Raw genomic sequence first — 21,866 nt, forward strand, 5'->3', positions numbered from 1 at the left:
GTGCTGGACGATGGTGCGACTTCCCTCTCCGCGAGGAGAGGGTGCCCGGCAGGGCGGGTGAGGCGGGCGATGTGGACATCTGCGGACTGGCGCCGCTGTTGCCAATCTCCAGGCGCGGCGTTTGCCCGCCTCATCCGGCGCTGCGCGCCACCTTCTCCTCACGGAGAAGGAAGGGTGTTGTGATTTTCGCCTACCTCAGCAGCTTCTCCTCACGGAGCATGAAGTGCGTAGAGCCTGTGCTGGACGATGGTGCGACTTCCCTCTCCGCGAGGAGAGGGTGCCCGGCAGGGCGGGTGAGGCGGGCGATGTGGACGTTTCAGGGCTGGCGCCGCTGTCGCTAATCGCCGACCTGGGCGTTTGCCCGCCTCATCCGGCGCTGCGCGCCACCTTCTCCTCACGGAGAAGGATAACGTTGCGCTTGTGAGGATTGGCGCCAGTCACCCCAACTCCAAAGCCCCCTCCACCAGCAATCTCGACCGGGTCAGCCCCCCGCTTCCGGCCGCCTGCTCCGGTTCAGGGTTGGGTCCGGGAGTTCGCCTTTGACCGGGCGGTCCGGCTGAGCCGGGCGCTGGGCTGCCGGTCCGCGCCCTCGACCGGCTTGATCTGCGACCGCTCCGCTGTCGGTGTCGGTATAGCCGGATGCGCCCGTGCCGGCGCTCGCCCCCCGGCCACGACCGGCCGGATCCGCCATTGCACCACTGTCCTGATCGGAAAAACCCTGTGCGCCGGTGCCGCCTGATCCACGGCCATTCCCGGCCGGATCTGCGGCGGCGCCGCTGTCACTATCGGTCAAGCCGGAGCCGCCTGCGCGCGCGCCGCCGCTGCGTCCATACCCGGCCTGATCCGCATAGGCCCCGCCATCCGAGTCCGATACGCCAGTATAGGTTTGTGCTGTAGCGCTACCGCCGATCAGTGCGCCGGCACCCGCCCCCAATACACCGCCGGTCACCTGCGTCAGAAATGAGCGGCGACTGAGTGTGCCCTTGCAAGCCATGCTATTCCCCCTCCAAGACAAGATCCGGCTCACCGGAGCAAGCCCATTCCTCATTCCTAGTTCGATCGGGCGAGACCGGCAAGCAGCCCCTGTCCGGACGCCTGGCGCAATGGCTGTCTACCCCAGCAGCCAGAGCCAGAACGGGATCGTGATGAAGCAGAACAGTGTCGACGCCGTGATGTCGCCGGCGGAATAGGGGGCGTCGCCGCCCATTTGCTGGGCCAGGACATAGGCCGAGCCGGCGCCGGGGGAGGATCCGGTGAGCAGGAGGATGGTGAGGGGGATGCCGTCCAGGCCCATGGCGCGGCCGACACCGTAGAAGACCAGCGGCCCGATCATCAGCTTGAGGAAGATGGACAGGGCCAGCAGGCGCGGCCGTGCGCGCAGGGTCGTGAAATTGAGGCCCGCGCCGACCGAGAGCAGGATCAGCGGCAGGGCGGCCTGGCCCAGCAGGGACAGCGTGTCGGTGATGGCGCCGGGCATCGGGATATGGGCGAGATTGACCACCCCGCCGGCAACCGAGCCGAGGATGAGCGGATTGGTGACGATGCGGTAGAGGATGGAGCGCCAATTGGGGGCGGCGCCTTCGCCCCACACCGCCAGTGCCGCGACGCATTCGATATTCACCAGCGGGATGGAGACGACCATCACCAGCGCGACGAGGATTTCGCCCTGGTCGCCGAACAGCGCGATGCCGAGCGCCAGGATCAGCATCCCGTTCCAGCGGCACACCGCCTGGACGACGCTGGTATAGGTCGGGTCGGGGATTTTCAGGGCCGGTTTGAGTGCCAGCATGATGACGGCCATCGCCAGGAAGCCGAGCACCGAGGCGATCAGGAAGGGGCCGAGCGTGATCGATGAGAGGTCGGCGCGGGCGATGGCGGTGAAGAGCAGGGCCGGGGAGAGGCCAAGATAGGCCAGGCGCGAGACCGGTCCCCAGCTATTGTCCGGCAACAGGCCGGAGCGGCGCAAGAGCCAGCCGATTGCAATGACGCCAAAGATCGGGAAAAGGGCGGTCAGGATCGGATCCATGGCTCAGATATGCTCCAGCCGGTCGAGGACACTGCGCAATATATTGGCGGCAGCATGGGCATCGATCACCTGTTTGCGGCGATCCCTGCGCATGCCGGCGGAAATCAGCGCTTCGGTCGCCTCGAAGGTGGACAGGCGCTCATCCTGGAAGATGATCGGGATATCGCGCAGCCCCAGGAGATTGCGCGCCAGCGCCCGGCTCGACTGGGCCCTCGCGCCTTCGGTGCCGTCCATATTGTAAGGCAGGCCGATCACCAGACCGACGGCCTTGCGCTCGTCATAGAGCTGGAAGATTCGCGCGGCATCCGCTGTGAATTTGGTGCGCTGGATGGTTTCCACCGGTGTGGCGAGACCGCGCGTGGCCCCGCATGACGCGACGCCGATCGTCTTGGAGCCCGGATCGAGCGCAAGGAGCGGGCCTTGCGGGAGTTCGGAAAGGTCAATCAGCGCCATGGGGTCGAGATGCTCCGAGTGTGGTTTGCCGTCAAGCTTTCTTGCACCTGCGAAGGCGTATTGCTACTCAGTCGGCTTCGATTATCCGGAGCTGATTTTAATGTCCGTCACCGCTGATGATGTGCGCCGCATTGCCCGGCTCGCACGCCTTGCCGAACCGAAAGACCGTATCGACACGCTGGTCGGCGAGTTGAACGGGATTCTCGCCTGGATCGAACAGCTCGACGAGGTCGATATCGAAGGCGTCGAGCCGATGACGACGCCGGTCAAATTCCCGCTGCCGCAGCGCGCGGATGTCGTCAATGATGGCGGTGTGCGCGACAAGGTGCTGGCCAATGCGCCCAGTAGTGAAGACGGGTTTTTCGTTGTGCCCAAGAGCGTGGAATAGAGACCATGAGCGATCTCCTCAAACTCTCCCTTGCCGATGTCACCGCCAAGCTGCGGGCGCGCGAAGTTTCCGCGACCGAGCTGGCCACCGAAGCACTCGCCGCCTGTCAGTCGGCCCAGGGCGCGTTGAATGCCTTCACGGCGTTTGACGAAGCCAAGACGATGGCGATGGCGAAGGCCTCCGACGAGCGCCTGGCGCGCGGCGAGGGCGGTCTGCTTGAAGGCGCGCCGCTGGCGATCAAGGATTTGTTCGCGGTCGAAGGCGTTTCCACGACGGCCTCCTCGAATATCCTCAAGGGTTTCAAACCGCCCTATGAGAGCTCGGTCACCCGGTCCTGGTGGAATCAGGGCGGCGTCTTCCTGTGCAAGACCTCGATGGACGAATTTGCGATGGGCTCGTCCAACGAGACCTCCAATACCGGCCCGGTCAATAATCCCTGGAAGGGCGCCAAGGGCGAGATGCTCACGCCAGGCGGTTCCTCGGGTGGCTCTGCGACGGCGGTTGCGGCTGACCTTTGCTTTGGCGCCACCGGCACCGATACCGGCGGCTCGATCCGCCAGCCGGCCAGCTTCACCGGCACGGTCGGCGTGAAGGGCACTTATGGCCGCACATCGCGCTGGGGCGCGATTGCCTTTGCCTCCTCGCTCGATCATCCCGGTCCCTTTGCCAAGACGGTCAAGGATGGCGCCATGCTGCTGCAGGCGATGTCCGGCCATGATCCCAAGGATTCGACGTCCCTGCCCAATGCCGTGCCCGATTTCGTCGCCGCCTGTGGCCGCTCGGTCAAGGGCCTGCGCATTGGCGTGCCCAAGGAATATCGCGTCGACGGCATGCCGGATGAAATCGAGAAAGCCTGGCAGCAGGGCATTGAATGGCTCAAGGCTGCCGGCTGCGAGATCGTCGATATCTCCTTGCCGCACACCAAATACGCCCTGCCGGCCTATTACATCGTCGCGCCGGCAGAGGCCTCGTCCAATCTGGCTCGCTATGACGGCATGCGCTATGGCAATCGCGTCGAGGGCAAGGATCTGACCGAGACCTATGAGAAGACCCGCGCCGCCGGTTTTGGCAACGAGGTCCAGCGCCGTATCATGATCGGCACCTATGTGCTCTCGGCCGGCTATTATGACGCCTATTATCTGCGCGCCCTGAAAGTGCGCACGCGCATCCTGCAGGATTTCGATCAGGCGTTTGAAAAAGTCGATGCCATCCTGACGCCCTCGGCGCCGTCGGCGGCTTTCCCGCTGGGGTCCAAGTCGAATGACCCGATCGCGATGTATCTCAATGACGTCTTCACCGTGACCGCCAATCTGGCCGGTGTGCCCGCCATGTCGGTGCCCGCCGGGCTCGACAAGGATGGCCTGCCGCTGGGGCTGCAGATCATCACCAAGGCGCTCGACGAGGAGACCATGTTCACAGTCGGTGCGGCGCTCGAGGATGCGGCGGGCTTTACGGCCAAGCCGGCCAAGTGGTGGTAGGGCGATGAGCGACGAGATTCCTGTCGGAACGCCCGAGGAAACACCGGCAGCCAAGCCCAAGAGCGTGATGGATCGCATCATGTTCGCGGTGATCGCCCTGATGTGCGCGATGTTCGGCCTGCCGATGGTGTATTCCAGCGGTACGGTCGTCGGCGCGATGTTCGCCGGGACGATGCCGAGCCTGTGGACCATCGCGCTGGCACCGATCGGGCTGGCGCTGGTCTATGCCGCGATCCGCCTGACCATGGTGGCGCTGGCACCCGACAAGCGCGCGCCATGAGCCCGGCGCCGGCACCGGCAGGGGTCAAGCTGATCCGCCCGGCGATCTATGCCGGCGTGCTGGTCTGTCTGGTGGGTGCGGCGCTGGTCGCCGGCAAGCTGGAGCTTGGTCTGCCATTGGTGGTCGAGATCATCCTGCTGGCGGTCGGCGTGGCGATATTGGCGTTCGGCCTGCTGGCCTCGCTGTCCTGGCGCGGCCTGCAGGCGGCGATGGCGAATGAGGCGGCGGGAATTGCGCCGCCGCCTTTTGATGACGATGAAGATGATGCGGACGACTAGTTCGTCCGGACTTGTGGATGTGGGCGATAATCCGGATGGCGTTGACGCGCATCCGAGAAGGCTTTGAAGAGGCAGACCGACATGAGTGAACACACCTATCGCATCACCGGGTCCACCGGCGAGTGGGACGTCGTGATGGGGCTTGAAGTCCATGCCCAGGTCGTTTCCAATTCGAAGCTCTTCTCCGGCGCCTCGACGGCTTTCGGTGCCGACCCCAATACCCAGGTCTCGCTGGTCGATGCGGCGATGCCGGGCATGCTGCCGGTGATCAATCACGCCATCGTCGAACAGGCGGTTAAGACCGGGCTGGGGCTGAACGCGCAGATCAATCTCTTCTCGCGCTTTGACCGCAAGAATTACTTCTATCCCGATCTGCCGCAGGGTTATCAGATCTCGCAATTCGAGTTCCCGATCGTTGGCGAGGGCGAGCTGGAATGCGAACGCGATGATGGCTCGCGCTTCACGGTCGGGATTGAACGCCTGCACCTGGAACAGGATGCCGGCAAGTCGATCCATGATCTTGATCCAAGCTCGACCTATGTCGATCTCAACCGCTCCGGCGTCGCGCTGATGGAGATCGTCTCCAAACCGCATATCCGCACCCCCGACGAGGCCTCGGCCTATGTCTCCAAACTGCGCTCCATCCTGCGCTATCTGGGCACATGCGGCGGCGATATGGAAAAGGGGCAGCTGCGCGCCGACGTCAATGTCTCGGTCTGCCGGCCCGGCGGCTATGAGAAATTCCGCGAAACCGGTGATTTCAGTCATCTCGGCACGCGTTGCGAGATCAAGAATGTCAATTCCCTGCGCTTCATCCGCCAGGCGATCGAATTCGAGGCCCAGCGCCAGGTCGATCTGATCGAGGATGGCGGCACGGTGATCCAGCAGACGCGTCTGTTCGATGCCGGCACCGGCGAAACCCGCGCCATGCGCTCCAAGGAAGAAGCGCATGATTACCGCTACTTCCCCGATCCCGATCTGTTGCCGCTGGAGCTGCAGCAGTCCTGGGTCGACGAGATCAGGAGCAATCTGCCTGAATTGCCCGACGAGAAGCGCCATCGCCTGGTGAAAGATCTCGGCCTGTCCGATTACGACGCGTCCGTGCTGGTCGCTGACAAGGACCGCGCCGATTATTTCGAGGCCGTCGCGGCGGGCCGCGATGCCCAGCTGGCCTCGTCCTGGGTCAATAATGAGCTGTTCGGCCGCCTGAACAAGGAAGGCCTCGCCATCACCGAGAGCCCGGTTTCTGCCGAGCAACTCGGTCAGCTCGTCGCCCTGATCAGTGACGACACCATCTCCGGCAAGATCGCCAAGGATGTGTTCGAAATCCTGTGGGATGAGGGCGGTGATCCGGCGCAAATCGTCGAGTCGCGCGGCATGAAACAGGTCACCGATACCGGCGCCATCGAAGCCGTGATTGACCAGCTCATCGCCGAAAATCCCGACCAGGCCGCCCAGGTCAAGGAAAAGCCCAAGACGATGGGCTGGTTCGTCGGCCAGGTGATGAAGGCGATGCAGGGCAAGGCCAACCCGCAAGCGGTGAATGAGATTTTGGCGAAGAAGCTGCTGGGATAATTCCCTCTCCGTGAGGAGAGGGTGCCCGAAGGGCGGGTGAGGCGGGCCTGCGCAGCCTCTCAGGCCTGGCACCGCTCCCGCTAATCACCAACGTCGGGATTGCCCGCCTCATCCGCCCCGGATCAAGTCCGGGGCACCTTCTCCTCACGGAGAAGGAAGGGCGCCGGGTATTTCGCGAACTGCTGTGAGCTTTCCCTCTCCGTGAGGAGAGGGTGCCCGGCAGGGCGGGTGAGGCGGGCTATGTGGACATCTGCGCACTGGCCCCCACCGGCCCAATAATGCTATCGCTACGTCAACGAAGCCCGGAAAAACACTCATGATGCAGACACAGGATGACTCGGCGCTGGACGATATCGTGCCGGTCGAGGTCTTGCAGGAGCACCTGCTGGCGGTCTGGCACTGGTTTCTCCAGGCCATCCTCAATCTCGATATCGCGTTGCAGATCGGGCTGATCGCGGCGGCGATTATTCCGGCTTTGATGTTCGGGCCGCGTTTGCGGCGCCTGGTGGAGCATCATACCTCCACACGTATCCGCAGCGGTCTGGCGCGGCGCCTGCTCTCGGCGGCGCTGGCACTGGCGACGCCGCTGGCCCTGCTGATGGTGCTGGCGACCATCCGCATCGTGCTGGGCAGTCTGGAGCGGCCCTACGGGCTGATCGACGCGGCGATGAGCCTGATGTCGGCGTGGCTGGTGGTCCGCGCCGTGACCCTGATCATTCGCTCGAGATTCTGGTCGAGTGTCGCCTTCTACATCATCTGGCCGGTCGCGGCGCTTGATGTTTTCGGCCTGCTCGATGATGTCGTCATTCAATTGCAGGCGCTGGCCATCCCGCTGGGCGAGACGGCGGAGGGGGCGCCGGTCGATCTCAGCCTGTTCGATATCCTGCGCACGGTGATCTATTTCGCCGCCCTGTTCTGGCTCGCCTCGCTGGCCGGGCGGGCCGTCAATGCCCAGCTGGAAAAGGCCGAGGAGATCTCACCGGCCTTCCGCGCGCTGATCGCCAAGGTTCTCGGATTCGTCCTGCCGGTCGCGGCCCTGCTGATCGCGCTGCAGCTGACCGGCTTCAATATCGCGACGCTGGCCATCTTCTCCGGTGCGGTCGGTATCGGTGTCGGCCTGGGCCTGCAAAAGACGGTCGCCAACTTCGCCGCCGGCTTCACCCTGCTGGCCGACAAATCGATCAAGCCCGGGGACGCGCTCGAGATTGACGGCACGTTTGGCTGGGTCACCGAGATGCAGTCGCGCTATGTCTCGATCCGCACCCGGGACGGCACGGAAATGCTGATCCCCAATGAGCGCTTCATCGTCGAGGGTGTCATCAACTGGTCGAAATCCGACCGCGCCGTGCGCGTTCACGCCCCGTTCGGCGTCAGCTATGGCACTGACGACATCGAACAGGTCCAGCGCGTCGCCATCGAGGCGGCCCAGAGCGTCGAGCGGGTGATCGCTGACAAGACGCCGGTGTGCAATCTGATGGCCTATGGTGCCAGCTCGGTCGATTTCGACCTGCGCTTCTGGATCACCGATCCGGAAAACGGGCTCTCCAATGTCCGCAGCGCCGTCAATATCGCCCTGTGGAAGGCCTTCCACGCCCACGGCATCGAATTCCCTTTCCCGCAGCTGGACATTCACGTCAAGGAATTGCGGCGCAGCCCTGCCAGTGCTGGGATCGCGCCGCCGGAATAGCGGCCACAGGCCCCGGCTAGTCCTCTGCCTCACCCTCATCCGGGCTCAGCGCGGTGAGATAGCGCTGGACGCCGCTATGGGCGTCGATCATCTCGCGGAAACGCATCTTGACGACGGCATTGATGACGGCGTCCCAGGCGGCGCGCTCGGCATCCTCATCATCCTGGATGCGGCCATCCTCCTCATGCAGGAAGTGCAGGCGGCCGAACTGGCGGTAGGGCCATTCGGGCAGGGCCTTGATCGCGTCCTCGACCAGCATCAGCTTCTTGGCTTCGTCGAGCCGTTTCTCACCGTCCAGCCATTGCCGGATATCCGGGCCGCCGGGCAGGTAGGGCACCGGATCGAGCGCGTTCTGGAACCGGTCGGTGCGTGCCAGCAGGCCGTCCCTGTCATAGCAATCGATGAAATCCTGGTCGGCCGTCATCGGCGCGGCGAAACTGCACACCTCGATGCGGCGGTCGGGATATTGCTCCCGGATCAGTGTCGCGCCCAGACAGGCCATCGCGCCGCCCTTGGAATGGCCGGTAATCCGGATAGCGCTGGCCGAACCGGCATTGAGGGTTTCCAGGGTCTCGAGCAGATCCCGGGCCAGGCTTGAGACGGCAATCCCGAAGGCGCTGGCCACCTGGCCATAGTCGCGCTCGCCGACGGTCCACGGCATCGGTACGGTCTGGGCGTCGTGCAGCCAGTCAGCAGCCCAGCGCCAGAAAATCATGTCTTCCGGCGGCAGGGTACCGCGAAACGTCACCAGCAGGCCGTCATCATCGGTACGGCAGACGAAGCCGGCATGCACATCATGAATGCCGCTGACAAAGACCAGTGGCCGCGTGCCCTTCTGCATGCCGGCCTCTTCGAGCAGAGGCAGGCTTGAGCCGAGCCGGCGGTCCGAGATCATGTAGGCCGCATTGCAGGCATTGATCAGCCGACGTGGCCAGGGATTGCCGCCCAGCGCGTCCAGCACCGGATCGATCAGCTCGCTGGCGGCACTTTTGATGTCATCGAGGATCGGACTGTCGGACGGCGGCATAGGCGGGGCGAACTCGCGTTGTCAGTGGAGCAGGGCTAGAGCAGGCCAATCTCGCGCAGGCGCTGATTGAGGAAATCATTGGCCCGCATGGCGTCCGGGTATTTGTCGGGATGCTCGGCGCTGGCGCAGCCGGGCAGGGTCTCGATCATGTAATCGGGCCGGTAGTGCAGGAAGAAGGGCATGGAATAGCGTGAATGCCCGGTGCGCGCGCCGACCGGATTGATGACGCGGTGCTGGGTCGAGGGCAGGAGATCATTGGTCGAGCGCGCCAGCATGTCGCCCATATTGACGACGAGACAGCCGGCGGGCGGATTCATGTCGATCCATTGCCCCGAGCGTGTTTTCACCTGCAGGCCGGGCTCTTCGGCACCGAGCAGCAGGGTGATGGTGTTGATATCGCCGTGGGCTTCGGCGCGGATCGAGCCGCCCGGATCACCGGCGACGGGCGGGTAATGCAAGAGCCGCATCACCGAATTGCCGTCCTTCACCGTGTCGTCGAAGAAGTTGTCCGCGAGGCCGAGATCGAGCGCGATAGCGCTGAGCACGCGCCGGCCCAGCGTATCGAAATCCTGGTAGAGGCCGTGCACGCTCTCCTGCCAGCCTTCGACCTCGGCCGGAACCAGGTTCGGCGCCATATCGGCTTCGTATTTATGGCCCTTCGGCAGATCGCGCCCGACATGCCAGAATTCCTTCAGATCGACATGTTTGGCGTCCTTGGCGATTTCCTTGCCGAACGGCGTATAGCCCCGCGCGCCGCCGCCGCCCGGGATGAAGTATTGCTGTTTCACCGCCTCGGGCAGGGCAAAGAATTCCGCCGCTTTGGCATAGGCGCGGTCAATCCGGGCCGGGTCGAGACCATGGTCGGAGATGGCGGCAAAGCCGAATTCGCGAAAGCTCCGTCCCAGCTCGGCTGCGAAGCCTTGCGGGTCGCTGGCCTGGCGGGCCATGGAGACCGGTGTGAAGCGCGAGAGGATTTCATTGGCGGACATGATGATCGGACCTGTTCTGGTGTGGCGACGGGAATAGGACTTTGCTGCCCGCCTGCCAAGCAGTCAGCAGCAAGTGACGCGCTCGTGATCACAGCCCCGCTTGAAAGCACGGGCTTCCTCACCATCTCCCTGTCCTGAGGAATACCCGCAACCTGTCACGATGGAGACCCGCCATGTCCGCGCCGATCGAACTCTATTACTGGCCAACCCCGAATGGCTGGAAAATCTCCATCGCCCTTGAGGAGATGGGCTTGGCCTATGATCTCAAGCCGGTGAATATCGGTGCCGGCGAGCAGTTCGAGCCGGCCTTTCTCAAGATCAGCCCCAATAACCGCATGCCGGCCATCATCGATCCCGATGGTCCCGATGGCGAACCGATCTCGATCTTTGAGAGCGGCGCCATCCTGCAATATCTCGGGCGCAAGTCCGGTCAATTCTATCCCGCCAATCCGCGCGCCCGCGCCGAAGTCGAGCAATGGCTGTTCTGGCAGATGGGCGGGCTGGGTCCGATGGCCGGTCAGGCGCACCATTTCCGTACCTATGCCAAGGCGATCGAGCCCGATGAGAGCAAGCTGGAATATGGCAAAAAGCGTTACACCAACGAGGTCAACCGCCTTTATGGCGTCATCGAACGCGCGCTTTCGGACGGGCGCGACTATATCGCCGGCGAGTATTCCATCGCCGATATGGCGATCTGGCCGTGGATCCTGCCGGAAGGCCAGGGCCAGGATCTCGCTGATTTCCCACGTCTGTCGGCCTGGATGGAGCGGGTCGGTGCGCGGCCGGCCGTCAGGACGGGCCGGGCGCTCCATCAGGAATCGCGCCGGGCGCTCGACGAGGACAGCGCCGACGGCAAGATAGCGCGTGATCTGCTATTCGGCCAGAAGGCGCGCGTCTGAGGCCCGTGACCGAGGTTTTGCGGCGCGCGAATTCGCCTTGCACGCGTAAGGGCTTGCGTCTGCGGGTGGGACATTCAATGCTGCGGCGGGGAAGCAAGGGGGCAGGCCCATGGCTGACGTCTCTGACGCGGTTCGATCCGACACGCCTGAAATCGAAACCCGGCCCCGCAACGGGCTGACCGGGGCGGAGAGCGTGCGGCTGGCGGCGACCGATGCCTGCCGTGCAGAGACCTGTTCGCCCTGGGAGGCCTCGCCACCCGGCCTCGGGGTCTGGTTGCTCTGGCGCGCGCTGTTCAAGGGCTTCAGGCCCGCCTGGCTGCTTGCATCGCTGGCGGTTTCGGCCTGGTTTGGCGCCCAGGTCGTGATCGAAAGCGGCGGCATCGCCGCGATGACGCGCACGGCCGCCGATCTCGAAACCCGCATTCAATCCGCGCTGGCGGCCTCGGTGCCCGAGGGCGTTGAGGCGCAGGATTACTGGGTCGACCGCATGTCCGAGGCGCTCGATGGCGATGCACGCCGGCGCGCAGATCTTGATCGCTTCCGGGCCTGGGCGGTGATTGGTCCCGACCTGATCGGGCGTGACCGGCTGGCGCTGGAACATTTGGCGGGCCCCGCCGGGCCCGAGGCCCTCAATGCCCGCCTGATCTCTGCCCCGCCCTGGGTGCGAGCCGACACACTGGCGAGCGGCTATAACGAGTTGATCGGCAGTGCGGCGGCACAGCGGCTCGATCCACCGCAACTCGTCTTTGCACCGCCAGCCCTGCTGGCGCGTCAGGATGCGGCACAATTCCATTGGTCGATCGCCGAGCACAGTGCCAATGCCTTCTTCAGCGGCCAGCGCAGCGGTCAGTTCGAGCTGACCATGGTGCCCGGACTTGTCGTCGGCCGGGGCGGCGATACCCGGCTGTATGGTGGGGTGCGGCAGCTCTTCATGCAGGCTTGCGCCGCGTCGCCCGGCATTGACGGCTGTGAGACCGGCATGGTTCCGGCCCAGGATTTCGATCCGGTTCGCTATGCCCTGGCGGCGCTCGAAGCCGGCCTCGTTGATCTCAACCTGCCCGACAGCGTCGTGCATGACGGTGCCGAGGTGCTGCAGGCGGCGCGCGAAGCCGGTCGCCTGCAGCCACAGCTCGAGGCGCAATTGCGCGACTGGGTGGAGACGCTCCTGCCACCGGCGGAGATTTCCGGCGCCTTGCAGGCATTGGAATTGCGGGCGGATTTTGCCTTTTCGGCGCCGAGCCAGGCGAGCCGGCAGCTCGCCGGACAAGTGGAGCGACGCTCCGGCGCCGAGGCGGCGGCGCTGTCACGCCTGCTCGGTGACCTGGCCCGGATCCGGCGTGCCTCATCGGTCATGACAGCGATCCGCGTCGTGTCCTCGATCGGCGACCTTAACCAAGCCGACTATCTTGTGCGTATCTCGAACACCGCTGGCGACCGACTTCTGGCGCTGCATTTCGCGTTGGGTGACGGGGTGTATCAATTGCTGGATTCACCCGAAGGCCACCCCCGCGCAAGTGCCCGGTCCGTCAATCTGGCCTATGCCGGCCTGCTCTCTGCGGCGATTGTCGTGTTTTTGACCCTGCTGCGGCTGGCGACTTCGCCCGAGGTGAGGAGGGCGAGTCGCCTGACAGCGCTGGACGCGCGGGTTTCGCGTTTATTCCTTGGTAGGAAAACCTAACCGATTTAAAGGCTTATGGCGTATTTTTCCTGAATCCTCTTAACCTTAAAGCAATTCTCTTTGCGCAGGATCGGTCTCGTTCGAAAGGCATTCGGACAGGATGGTGGCGCGGATGACAGATCCATAAGGATCGCATCCGCCGGTGTTACAGGGGAATGATCATGGCGTTTACCGACGTTGAAACCGCACAAGTGCATGAAGCCGTTACCAGCGACCCGACAGGCGAAGATCTGTGCAAGCTGGGTATTCTGTACTCAACTGGCCAGGGCGGCGAAGTCGATTATGTCGAAGCCCATAAATGGTTCAATCTCGCGGCCCTGATGGGCTCCGAGCCGGCGAAATACTATCGCCAGGAAATCTCCGACCAGATGTCGACGTTTGAAGTCGCCAGCGCGCAGCGTGCCGCTCGCGAATGGCTCTCGACGCGCCACTAGTCACGCCACCAGACTGTCTGAAGGGTCGGCGGGTGAAACCCATCCGCTGACCGCCCCGACAGTTTACCGGCGTGGCTGATGGCCCGGGGTTCGGGACGGATGTCCCGAGGCGTCAGTTATTATTGATCGCGTTGGCGATTGCGTAGGACATGGCCTGGTCGAGCGGCAGGATCGAATTCACATATTGCTCGATGAAGACATTGATCTCGGCCACTGTGGTCCGGGGCACGAAGACAATATCATTGCGGCGCAGCTGCAGCGCGTCGGCGCCATCGCGTCCGCGTAGCGCGTCTCGCAGATTGACGGTGCGCAGCATCAGGCCGCCGCCGGCTCCACGGCGCAGGATCGCGACCTCGCGCGATGCCGTATCCCGAAACCCGCCCGCCAGCATCACCGCCTCAAGCGCCCCGATCGGGCTGGGCAGGGCGATCAGGCCGGGCGAATTGACCTCTCCACCGACGATAATGTTCTGCGGCCCCAGTGTGGCGCGTCGAACTTCGACGATTGGCGAGACCAGGACATTGCGTGCATAGGCGTCAGCGATGACGGTCGCGATCTCGTAATCGGTCTTGTTGGCGACCATCACATTCGCGAGCATGGGAAGATTGATGCGGCCATCAGGGCCGATCTCGGCCGTGCTCGACAATTCCGGTGCCGAATGCACCGTGACATCGACGCTGTCGCCCGGAAAGAAGCGGTATTCCGGGTCGCTATCCTGCCAGGCAAGGAAATGTTGCCCGCCCCATTGCGCGGCGTCAGCCGCCGGCGCAGGCGCCCGGGTGGCACAGGCACCGAGCCCGAATGAAGCCGCAAGGCACAGGCCCAGACTGATCGCACGCATAATTATCCCTCGGATTCGCTGACGAGCTGATTTCAGACCCGTTTGGATAAGAAAAAATTAAGCGCGACGAGGCCTTTATGGAGGCATGACACGTGATCAGGATATTGCTGGCTCGACCGAGGGCCGGGTGACCGGGCTTGGCTCGGGTGCCCGCGGTGATCTTGACCTGTTCGATGTTATTGCCCTGGCATGGTCGGAGAAGGGTTTTATCGCCCTGATTTTCGCGCTTGTGTTTGCCGTCGGGGTGGCGCTCTCGCTGACCATGCTCAAGCCGAGCTATGAGGCGCGCTCGAGCCTGATGATTCTCCAGGATGACAATCCAACGCCGGCCACGGCCGGTTCCGGTGGTGCGTTTACGCTCGCCCAGGTGATGCAGTCGGAGAGCCAGTTGCTCAGCTCGGCGACGGTTCTGCGGCGGGCCCTGGCCGAAATAGGCCCGGATATGGTGCTCGGTACCGGTGCGGGCGGCGATGCCGGGACTTCGGCCCTGCGCGCCATGTCCAATTCCTTCTCGCTGTCACGTGAACCCAATTCAACCGCGATCAATGCCAGCTATACCGCGGACACCGCTGAGCGTTCGGCCCTGGTCCTGAATGCGATCATCGACGCCTATCTGGACTATCGTGAGGAAGTCCTGATCGAAACCGGTGTGCGCGGCCTGTCCGTCCGGCGCGAACAGGCCAATGCCGCCGTCGAGGAAGCCCAGGCAGCGCGGGATGCTTTCCTGTTGCGCCATGATTTGTCGAATTTCGAGATTGAACAACAGACCACCGATGCGCTCGTTGGCAATCTGACCGACCGGGTCAATACGTCCAGCGCCAACCGGGACTCCGCACTTGCCGGCGCCCTGGCGATACGCGAACGCCTTCGCAGCGTTCCGGAGAACATTGAACTTTATGTCGAAAATGGCGTCGATGCGGTTCTGCTCGATCGCCAGTCCGAGCGCGCGAGGCTGTTGGCCCGTTATCAGCCCGGCGCCCCGGCCGTTATTGCGCTGGACCGCGAGATCGCGGCGATCGAGGCTTTTCTGGCCAGCGGCGCTTCGGATGGGCGCGGCCAGAGCCGCACGGGACCCAATCCGGTCCGGCAATCGCTCGAGACCGATCTGGCGACCCGCGAGGCCAATGCCCGGGCCGAAGCGTCCATGCTGGCCGCGCTGGAGCAGCAATTGCGCGTCAATCGCGATGAGGCCGCCCGCCTGCGCCAGCTCGAGCCGGAATTTACCCGGCTTGAACAAAATGTGGTGGCCGCCGAGGAAGCCGCCGCGATCGTCGCCGGCCAGGAAGCAACCGCGTCGGCCCGCCGTTCCTCGACTTTGGGCGGTGCGGATGCGGTCCGCCTGATTGACCGCGCCATGCCGCCCTTGCAGGCCAAGTCGATGAAGAAGCTGGGCCTGATCGCGGCCTTCGTGCTGGCCGCCGGCGTCGCGTTGTTCGCCGGGCTGATGCGCGGTTATTGGCGTGTCTATATCGCCGCCGGCGGGATGCCCGCGACGCGCGCTGCGCCGCAAACCCGGCCCGCAGCCACTCCTGAGCCCGAGGCCGTGGCTCCGCGCCATCCGGCCAATGACTTGCCGGCTGATATTCCGATCCTGGCGCGCGTCGCAGAACGCACCGCGTAAGCAGCGCGTTAACCGTGTTGGCCGCAATCTGATGCGATTGCCAATGGAATCAGGCCGGACGCGACCCCGCTCATGAATTTGACAGCCGAATTGTCCCAGCTGATTGATCAGCTTGAACCGATCGCCCGGCCGGGCGGGCAGGGCCGTGCCCTGATGGTGATGGGCTCACGACCCGGTGCCGGTGCCTCCACGGTGGCACGTGAACTGGCCCGGCTGGCGGCCTTGCGCTCGCAGCGCGGTGTCTGGCTCTACGATCTCGATTTCGCCGCAAATGCGCAATCGCGCGCCGCCCGTGTTCAGGGCCCGGCGTTTGATGCGGCGCTGGGACGCGACCCGTTCTGGGCGCTCCAGACCGGCACTGGCCGGGCGCGCATCGTCGCGCGCCAGTCGGTCGTCGCCAATCTTTTCGTGACCGAGTTGCAGACTGAGCCGGGTGCGCTCCAGGGCGTGGCCCTGCGCGCGGCGCCCGATTACTGGACAGCCGTGCGCCAGTCGATTGATCTGGCGATCATTGATGCGCCGAGCCAGTCCACCGCACCGCTCAACCTGGCCGCCGATCTCGATGGCGTGATCCTGGTGGCCGATGCGCGCGATCCCAATGGAGCCGGTTTGCTGGCGCGGCGCGCCGCGATCGAGGCGAGGGGCGGTGTCGTGGCCGGCCTGATCCTCAACCGGACGGAACCTATCCAGAGCGCAGCATGAGCCCGATCGCCGCCCGCGAACCTCTCTTTCTGAGCGTGTTGCGGCAGGCGCCCGGATTGCGCTCGGTGCGCGTCGTCGAGGCCGGATTTACGGTTCTCGGTCTGTTTCTCTTCTCCCAGGCCCTGATCGGGCCGCTGTTTGCGCCGTCCGGTAGCGAGGAAACATCGGTTATTCTGCGGCTGATGTGGTTGCCCGTCTATGCGGTCACCCTCGTTCTGATGCTGGCACGGCCGGGCCCGATCTTGCGAACCCTGAGCGGCAATGTCCTGATCCTGCTCCTGGTCGGTCTGATGGCTGTGTCGGTGCTGTGGTCGGTCGCGCCGGACGTGACGGTCAGACGGTCCTTCGCCCTGGCGATGAGCACTTGTTTCGGCCTCTGGATGGCATCGCGCTGGAGCTGGCGCGAGATGATCCTGTTGATCGCCTCGACCTTTGTCTTGCTGGCGCTTGCCAGTGCAATGATGGCCTTGGCTGTCCCTTCAATGGGTGTCGACCATGAGGTTCACTTCGGCGCCTGGAAGGGTGTGTTCTGGGAGAAAAACACCCTCGGCGCAGTGATGGCCTGGGGCGCTGTCAGCGGCTATGCCGCCAGTCGGGTCGATCCAAAACACTGGCTTTTCTGGATGGGATGCGCGGTGATGTGCGTTGCTCTCGTTCTGCTCTCCACTTCCAAGACTGCCCTCTTGTCCTGCCTGCTCGGAACCGGCATCGCAGTCGGGATCGCCCTGTGCCGGCGCGGTTTCGGCTTTGCGTCCCTGATGATGTTTCTGGGGCTGACGGGCGGCATCACCATTGGGATGATCCTGCTGGTCGCACCGGTTGAGGCGCTGCAGGCGCTTGGCCGCGACGCGACGCTGACGGGGCGGACCGATATCTGGGGTGTCCTGATCGAGGAAATCCGCAGCGTGCCCTGGACCGGCTATGGCTATCGCGCTTTCTGGGTCGCCGATAACGGGCCGGTCTTCTGGGTTCGCCAGGCGACGAACTGGGATGTGCCTACGGCCCATAATGGCTGGATCGAGATCGCATTGGCGATCGGCATACCCGGCGTAATTCTGACCGCCCTGGTCTATCTGCAGGCCTTCCTGCGCGGGATTGGACGGATATTCCGCGGCCCGGAAACCTATTGGGCGCTGGCCTTTGTCGCCATGCTTTTTCTGGTCAGCATCAGCGAGAGCAATCTGGTACAGCAGAACTCGCTGGGCTGGGTCCTGTTCGTGGCAACCTCCGCCAAACTGGCCGAGCGACGCGCCCGGTCGGCGAGCCCTTAGGCCTGCCCGGTCCGGATCCTATCCAGACCGGTCTCCGCACTCATACCATTGCCTGTCAGGCGGCCGCGCTTTCGGCGTCCTGCGCTGCGGCTGTGCCGGACTGGCCATAGAATTTGGGCTCCAGCCCTTTGAACCAGAACACTTTGCCCGCGCCCTGAACGGCCTTGTCGAGCGCCTTGACCGCAAAGGCCCGGCGCAGCGGAAGGCTCAGCAGGGCGAGCGGCGCGAAGACCAGGATCTGGCCAAGACCGACAGCCATCCAGAACGCAATCCCGGCCCGATTGACGGCGTCAGCCCGGGCGCAGTTCTGCGTTGCGCCCTGGCCAAAGGCGAAGCTGCGCGAGAGCAGGTGTGACCAGTTGGTCCGCGCCTCGCCGACCACTTCGACGGCCTTGGCGCGCGCCGACCAGCCGAAGCGGGCTCCCTGCGCGGCGAGCAGGGCGAAGAAGGCGTCATCCTCGCCGCCGATCTGGTTGAGCGCCGGATCGAAGGGCTGATCGGGAAGGTTGAAGGCCTCGCGATCAATCAGGGAATTGCCACTGCCGAAGGGCTCCTCGAGCAGGGTGTCCGTGGCCGGGCCGGTGCGCGAATAGAGGCGCGTGGCGAGCTGACCAGGCAGGCTCGCCGGTGCGCTGACTTCGGCGCGCAAGGGACCGAAAACCACGTCTGCTTCGAGCGTGCGGGCGGTGTCCATCAGGGCTTTGAGCCAGTCAACGCTGGCAACTTCGTCATCATCGAGCAGGGCGATAAAGCGACCGCTGGCGGCGGCAAAGCCGGCATTGCGGGCATTGGAAACGCCCGGCCGCGGCTCGTGCACATAGATGACCGGGCAACGCGCGACGGCATTGGCATTGGCGGCAATCGCGCGTGCGGACGCCTCCGGCGAATTGTCGACGATGATGATTTCATCGGGCCGGTGCGATTGCGCCAGCACGCTCTGGACAGCCACGCGCAGGCCTTCCGGCCGGCGAAAAGTCGGGATCATCACGGAAATACTCATGCGGGGTCTCCAATCTCTGCCATCGCTGCGGCAACCGTCAGCACGCGGGCGCCACTGCGCTCGACGGCGCCGCAAACCCCTTCGAGCTGGGCGGGCGTACAGCCCCACTGGGTTGGTTCGTCCTGCACATCATGCAGGTAGAAGATCAGCCATCCCGGATGTTCGACCAGGCCTTCAGCCGCGTCGACCGCACGGGCAATGCCGGCCTCTCCGCCATCGACGGGAACCGATTTGAGCAGGCTGCGATCGCTCATGCCGCGATTAATCGCGGCGTGGACGCCTCGCAGCGAGGTGAAACGCTTCGCCAGCAAGCGCTTGGCGGCAGGCGTTGTCTCGCCATAGGGATAAGCGAAACTGTCCAGCTTGCCGTCATATCCGAGCGCGCGCAGGGCCTGGTGATTGCGTTCGATATCGGCCAGCAGCGCATCGGCGCCGACGCGCGAGCCGTCGATATGGGTATGGGTGTGACAGCCAATTTCATGACCCGCCGCGACAAGGCGTTGCAGGTCGCCGGCATCGAACATGGCACCGTGATGGGTGCATGTCCCGGCATAGCCGGCCGAGGCGTAATAAGTGCCACGCCAGCCATGGTTTTCCAGGATCGCGGCACCGCTCAAGGCGGCGGATTTCGGGAAATCATCGAAGCTGAAGCTGACGATGGCATGGTCGAGATCGACGCTCAGCGGTGCGCGCGCAGCGAGCCGCGCCCAGCGACGGTTCAGCTTGGAGACCAGGCCTCCACCAGGATTATAGGGCGTGTCCATCAGATCGCCTCCGCGGCCCAGCTGGCGCGCCAGAGTTTGAGCGCCGCGGTGCGCAGCCGCACCGGCAGGCCCTGGCTATTGGCCAGCCGCGCCCACAAACCCCGAAACAGGGCCTGAAAGGGGATGGTGCCGAGCGTGCGCGCGGCGCGGGCGCCGGGCAGCACCGCCAGATGCGGGTGCTTTTCCAGCAGCCGGGCATAATTGACGGCGCCATCGCGGAATTTCTGCAGCAGGGATTCGCTGGTCTGCAAGCCGGCATGGCTGGCCGGATTGTCAAAATGGATCAGATTATGGTTGCGCGCCGCACGCACGGCCCAGTCAACATCCTCAAAGCCCCAGCCGGTGAAGCCGGTGTCGAACGGCACGCCGCGCATCACACTGGCGCGCACCAGAAGATTGCTCGAGCAATAGGCGGTGGGACCGATCAGGGCGCGAGCCGCCGCGTCTTTCTCGTCGCTGGTGCGGGCGAGAACTGCGTGCAGATGATAGCGCTGGTCTTCAGGCTCGGCCGTCTCATAGCCGCCGAAGGCCGCGTCGAAATCATCCAGCTCGATGCGCTCGAGATAGGCATCGAGAAAGCCGTCATCGCCCGGCTGCATGTCGGCATCGAGATAGAGCAGCCAGCGCCCGCGTGCCTGGCGGGCCAGCAGATTGCGTCCGGCCGAGCGGCCAATATTTTCTGCCGCAGTCAGGAGCCGGGCCGGGGCGCTCAGCGCCCGGACTGTGCGCGATACGGCTTCGTTGAGACCCGGATCGGGACAGCCGTCATCGAGCAGAAGGATCTCGATATCGCGGCGCACGCCGATCAACGGGTTGAGCGCGGCGGCGAGGGCCGTCGGATCATCACCATAGAAGGGCACCAGAATGGACAGGACGGTGCGGTCGGATCGCTGCCAGGCGGTATTGGCCAGTTCGCTAAATGACGTCTGTGTTGTGTCGGTCATGATGGGGCCCCCGCCGGTTTCATCAGTGCACGTGCATCGGCCAGCCAGCTGCGGCAGTCCGCGATATTGAAAGCCAGCGCGCTGGCGACATAGACAATCGCGCCGGTCATCGCCTGGGCGACAAGCATCAACCATGCCGAACCGAGGACCGGCAGCGCGTAGACAGCCGCTGCCATGATCCCGGTCGCCGCAGCGGCCTTGATCCAGTCAGTCCAGGGCAGGGGCAGCGGGAAATGTTTGCGGCCCAGCCAGGCGCAGATGAGCAGGGCAATGAAATAGGCGATCACGGTCGCGGCTGCGGCGCCGGCAATGCCAAACATCGGTATGAAGACCAGGTTGAGCCCGAGATTGAGCACGGCCGCCCCCGCCATGATGGCCGCCATGCTGGCGGTGCGGCGCTTCAACGTGAAGGCTTCGTGGAAATAATAGGTCATCATCCCCTTCATCAGGCCCGACAGGGCAATCCAGGGCATGATAAGGGCGGCCTGTTCGCGCAGGCTCTCACCAATGATGATCGTGGTCAGCGGCACGGCGACCAATGCCAGCCCGGCGGCGGCGGGGAAGGCGATCAGGGCCATCAGCCCGGCCGCACGGCCGGCCACGTCGCGGGCGGCTTCGGGGCCCTGGCTTTCCAGCGCCTTGATCGTTAGCGGCCAGACGGCGGCGCCAAACCAGATGAAGATGACATCGAGCAGCCGGTCGGCGAGACCGTAACCGGCCGCATACATGCCGACTGCGCCCTGGCCGAGGAAGGCGGCGATCAGGAATCGGTCGCCCACCGAGAGCAATTCCTCGAACACGAGCGACGCCGAGACCGGCGCGCCATAGCGGGCATAGACCTGGGCGCGCACGATCTGGCGCCGGCCCCTGGCGGCGCGGCGCAGCATGACAGGCAGGTCGACGATCAGGGCGATCGCGGCGGCGATGGCCGAGCCCATGAAAATCCCGGCAGCCCCGAGGTCCGTCGTGAAAATAATCCCGACGCCAATGATAAAGCCGCCCATCAGATAACCGGCCTCCAGAGCGGAGAACCGCGCGACCTCGCCAGCGGCGCGGTGCGTCACCAGACCGATCTGCATCAGGGCACGCAGCAGCAGCGCCATGGCCGCGAAAGCCAGAACGGTTTTCAGACGTGCATCGAACGGCAGAAAAACCAGCGCCGCGACAATCAAGACTGTGCCGGCCAGCGCCATCATCAGGAACAGGCCATAGGCCGTGGCCAGATGGTCGCCGAGGCGGCGGCGCGCTTCAGCACGGGCGTGGAAACGGGCGATCGCGGCTTCCAGCCAGGTGAATGTCGTGATGTGAAACAGCGAGAGGGCGGCCAGCGCCAGCGCGTACTGACCATAATCATCCGCCGATAACAGACGTGTGAAAATCGCCACGCCGCCGAAGCCGACAATCACCTGGGTCAGTTGTACGGGAAGATATCCCAGAAGATGCCGTCCAAGCATGAAACGCTCCGCTCGCCTGTAACGCGAAGCTTGCAAGATGAGTGCCGCGTGAAAGGTGATTGTCGCGGCTTTCGCAC

At 64.4% G+C, this 21,866-nt stretch carries 21 protein-coding genes; 12 read left to right on the forward strand and 9 right to left on the reverse strand.

Annotated elements, in window-relative coordinates; all coding sequences use genetic code 11:
* Positions 1–1,111: 1,111 nt before the first annotated feature.
* Both ACN0YJ_RS07675 and ruvX read right to left on the reverse strand, forming a co-directional pair.
* Positions 1,112–2,026 carry an AEC family transporter gene (locus ACN0YJ_RS07675; protein ID WP_417495829.1) on the reverse strand — a complete coding sequence of 305 codons (915 nt, stop codon included), beginning with the start codon at positions 2,024–2,026 and terminating at the stop codon, positions 1,112–1,114.
* Between the two features lie 3 nt (positions 2,027–2,029).
* Positions 2,030–2,479 (reverse strand): Holliday junction resolvase RuvX, encoded by a 450-nt coding sequence (gene ruvX / locus ACN0YJ_RS07680; protein ID WP_417477083.1) that lies wholly within the window; start codon positions 2,477–2,479, stop codon positions 2,030–2,032.
* 100 nt (positions 2,480–2,579) lie between these two features.
* Here ruvX and gatC point away from each other — a divergent pair, with 100 nt between their 5' ends.
* The 6 genes from gatC to ACN0YJ_RS07710 all read left to right on the forward strand — a co-directional run bounded on the left by gatC (position 2,580) and on the right by ACN0YJ_RS07710 (position 8,165).
* Positions 2,580–2,867 carry an Asp-tRNA(Asn)/Glu-tRNA(Gln) amidotransferase subunit GatC gene (gene gatC, locus ACN0YJ_RS07685; RefSeq protein WP_417477084.1) on the forward strand — a complete coding sequence of 96 codons (288 nt, stop codon included), beginning with the start codon at positions 2,580–2,582 and terminating at the stop codon, positions 2,865–2,867.
* A 5-nt stretch (positions 2,868–2,872) separates the two neighbouring features.
* On the forward strand, positions 2,873–4,345 hold the full coding sequence (gene gatA, locus ACN0YJ_RS07690) for an Asp-tRNA(Asn)/Glu-tRNA(Gln) amidotransferase subunit GatA (protein ID WP_417495830.1): 1,473 nt from the start codon (positions 2,873–2,875) through the stop codon (positions 4,343–4,345).
* Between the two features lie 4 nt (positions 4,346–4,349).
* Entirely contained in the window at positions 4,350–4,625 is a 276-nt protein-coding gene (locus ACN0YJ_RS07695; protein ID WP_417477086.1) for a hypothetical protein, read from the forward strand.
* On the forward strand, positions 4,622–4,903 hold the full coding sequence (locus ACN0YJ_RS07700) for a hypothetical protein (RefSeq protein WP_417495831.1): 282 nt from the start codon (positions 4,622–4,624) through the stop codon (positions 4,901–4,903). The genes ACN0YJ_RS07695 and ACN0YJ_RS07700 overlap by 4 nt, the downstream gene beginning before the upstream one ends.
* Before the next feature lie 81 nt (positions 4,904–4,984).
* Entirely contained in the window at positions 4,985–6,478 is a 1,494-nt protein-coding gene (gene gatB, locus ACN0YJ_RS07705) for an Asp-tRNA(Asn)/Glu-tRNA(Gln) amidotransferase subunit GatB (RefSeq protein ID WP_417495832.1), read from the forward strand.
* A 316-nt stretch (positions 6,479–6,794) separates the two neighbouring features.
* Complete coding sequence (locus tag ACN0YJ_RS07710; protein WP_417489584.1) at positions 6,795–8,165, forward strand: mechanosensitive ion channel family protein; 1,371 nt, start codon at positions 6,795–6,797, stop codon at positions 8,163–8,165.
* A gap of 16 nt (positions 8,166–8,181) precedes the next feature.
* On the opposite strand, the gene ACN0YJ_RS07715 is transcribed toward ACN0YJ_RS07710, so the two are convergent.
* A complete protein-coding gene (locus tag ACN0YJ_RS07715) occupies positions 8,182–9,192 on the reverse strand; it encodes a lipase family protein (RefSeq protein WP_417495833.1) in 1,011 nt (336 codons plus the stop codon).
* Between the two features lie 35 nt (positions 9,193–9,227).
* Positions 9,228–10,181, reverse strand: a complete 954-nt coding sequence (locus ACN0YJ_RS07720; RefSeq protein ID WP_417495834.1) for an isopenicillin N synthase family dioxygenase — start codon at positions 10,179–10,181, stop codon at positions 9,228–9,230.
* 173 nt (positions 10,182–10,354) lie between these two features.
* Here ACN0YJ_RS07720 and ACN0YJ_RS07725 point away from each other — a divergent pair, with 173 nt between their 5' ends.
* From ACN0YJ_RS07725 to ACN0YJ_RS07735, 3 genes are all read left to right on the forward strand, one after another.
* A complete protein-coding gene (locus tag ACN0YJ_RS07725) occupies positions 10,355–11,080 on the forward strand; it encodes a glutathione S-transferase family protein (RefSeq protein ID WP_417495835.1) in 726 nt (241 codons plus the stop codon).
* A gap of 109 nt (positions 11,081–11,189) precedes the next feature.
* Positions 11,190–12,758, forward strand: a complete 1,569-nt coding sequence (locus tag ACN0YJ_RS07730; RefSeq protein WP_417495836.1) for a hypothetical protein — start codon at positions 11,190–11,192, stop codon at positions 12,756–12,758.
* A 161-nt stretch (positions 12,759–12,919) separates the two neighbouring features.
* Complete coding sequence (locus ACN0YJ_RS07735; protein WP_091770506.1) at positions 12,920–13,192, forward strand: sel1 repeat family protein; 273 nt, start codon at positions 12,920–12,922, stop codon at positions 13,190–13,192.
* A gap of 112 nt (positions 13,193–13,304) precedes the next feature.
* Here the strand turns inward: ACN0YJ_RS07735 and ACN0YJ_RS07740 are convergent, their stop codons facing one another.
* A complete protein-coding gene (locus ACN0YJ_RS07740; protein WP_417477094.1) occupies positions 13,305–14,033 on the reverse strand; it encodes a polysaccharide biosynthesis/export family protein in 729 nt (242 codons plus the stop codon).
* Between the two features lie 85 nt (positions 14,034–14,118).
* On the opposite strand from ACN0YJ_RS07740, the gene ACN0YJ_RS07745 reads away from it, so the two are divergent.
* The 3 genes from ACN0YJ_RS07745 to ACN0YJ_RS07755 all read left to right on the forward strand — a co-directional run bounded on the left by ACN0YJ_RS07745 (position 14,119) and on the right by ACN0YJ_RS07755 (position 17,627).
* The gene (locus ACN0YJ_RS07745) at positions 14,119–15,654 is read left to right on the forward strand and encodes a GumC family protein (protein ID WP_417477095.1); all 1,536 of its coding nucleotides are present in this window, start codon (positions 14,119–14,121) and stop codon (positions 15,652–15,654) included.
* A 72-nt stretch (positions 15,655–15,726) separates the two neighbouring features.
* Entirely contained in the window at positions 15,727–16,356 is a 630-nt protein-coding gene (locus ACN0YJ_RS07750; protein WP_417495837.1) for a hypothetical protein, read from the forward strand.
* The gene (locus ACN0YJ_RS07755) at positions 16,353–17,627 is read left to right on the forward strand and encodes an O-antigen ligase family protein (RefSeq protein ID WP_417477097.1); all 1,275 of its coding nucleotides are present in this window, start codon (positions 16,353–16,355) and stop codon (positions 17,625–17,627) included. Before ACN0YJ_RS07750 ends, ACN0YJ_RS07755 begins: the two co-directional genes overlap by 4 nt.
* A 55-nt stretch (positions 17,628–17,682) precedes the next feature.
* Here the strand turns inward: ACN0YJ_RS07755 and ACN0YJ_RS07760 are convergent, their stop codons facing one another.
* The 4 genes from ACN0YJ_RS07760 to ACN0YJ_RS07775 are packed head-to-tail and all read right to left on the reverse strand — an operon-like array spanning position 17,683 to position 21,789.
* Positions 17,683–18,627: a glycosyltransferase family 2 protein gene (locus ACN0YJ_RS07760; RefSeq protein ID WP_417495838.1), complete on the reverse strand. Its 945-nt coding sequence runs from the start codon at positions 18,625–18,627 to the stop codon at positions 17,683–17,685.
* Complete coding sequence (locus ACN0YJ_RS07765) at positions 18,624–19,391, reverse strand: polysaccharide deacetylase family protein (protein ID WP_417495839.1); 768 nt, start codon at positions 19,389–19,391, stop codon at positions 18,624–18,626. The genes ACN0YJ_RS07760 and ACN0YJ_RS07765 overlap by 4 nt, the downstream gene beginning before the upstream one ends.
* Positions 19,391–20,335: a glycosyltransferase family 2 protein gene (locus ACN0YJ_RS07770; RefSeq protein ID WP_417495840.1), complete on the reverse strand. Its 945-nt coding sequence runs from the start codon at positions 20,333–20,335 to the stop codon at positions 19,391–19,393. Before ACN0YJ_RS07770 ends, ACN0YJ_RS07765 begins: the two co-directional genes overlap by 1 nt.
* On the reverse strand, positions 20,332–21,789 hold the full coding sequence (locus ACN0YJ_RS07775; RefSeq protein WP_417477101.1) for a lipopolysaccharide biosynthesis protein: 1,458 nt from the start codon (positions 21,787–21,789) through the stop codon (positions 20,332–20,334). The genes ACN0YJ_RS07770 and ACN0YJ_RS07775 overlap by 4 nt, the downstream gene beginning before the upstream one ends.
* Positions 21,790–21,866: the final 77 nt, after the last annotated feature.

Source organism: Maricaulis sp. (genome assembly GCF_048270095.1).
GTDB lineage: Bacteria > Pseudomonadota > Alphaproteobacteria > Caulobacterales > Maricaulaceae > Maricaulis.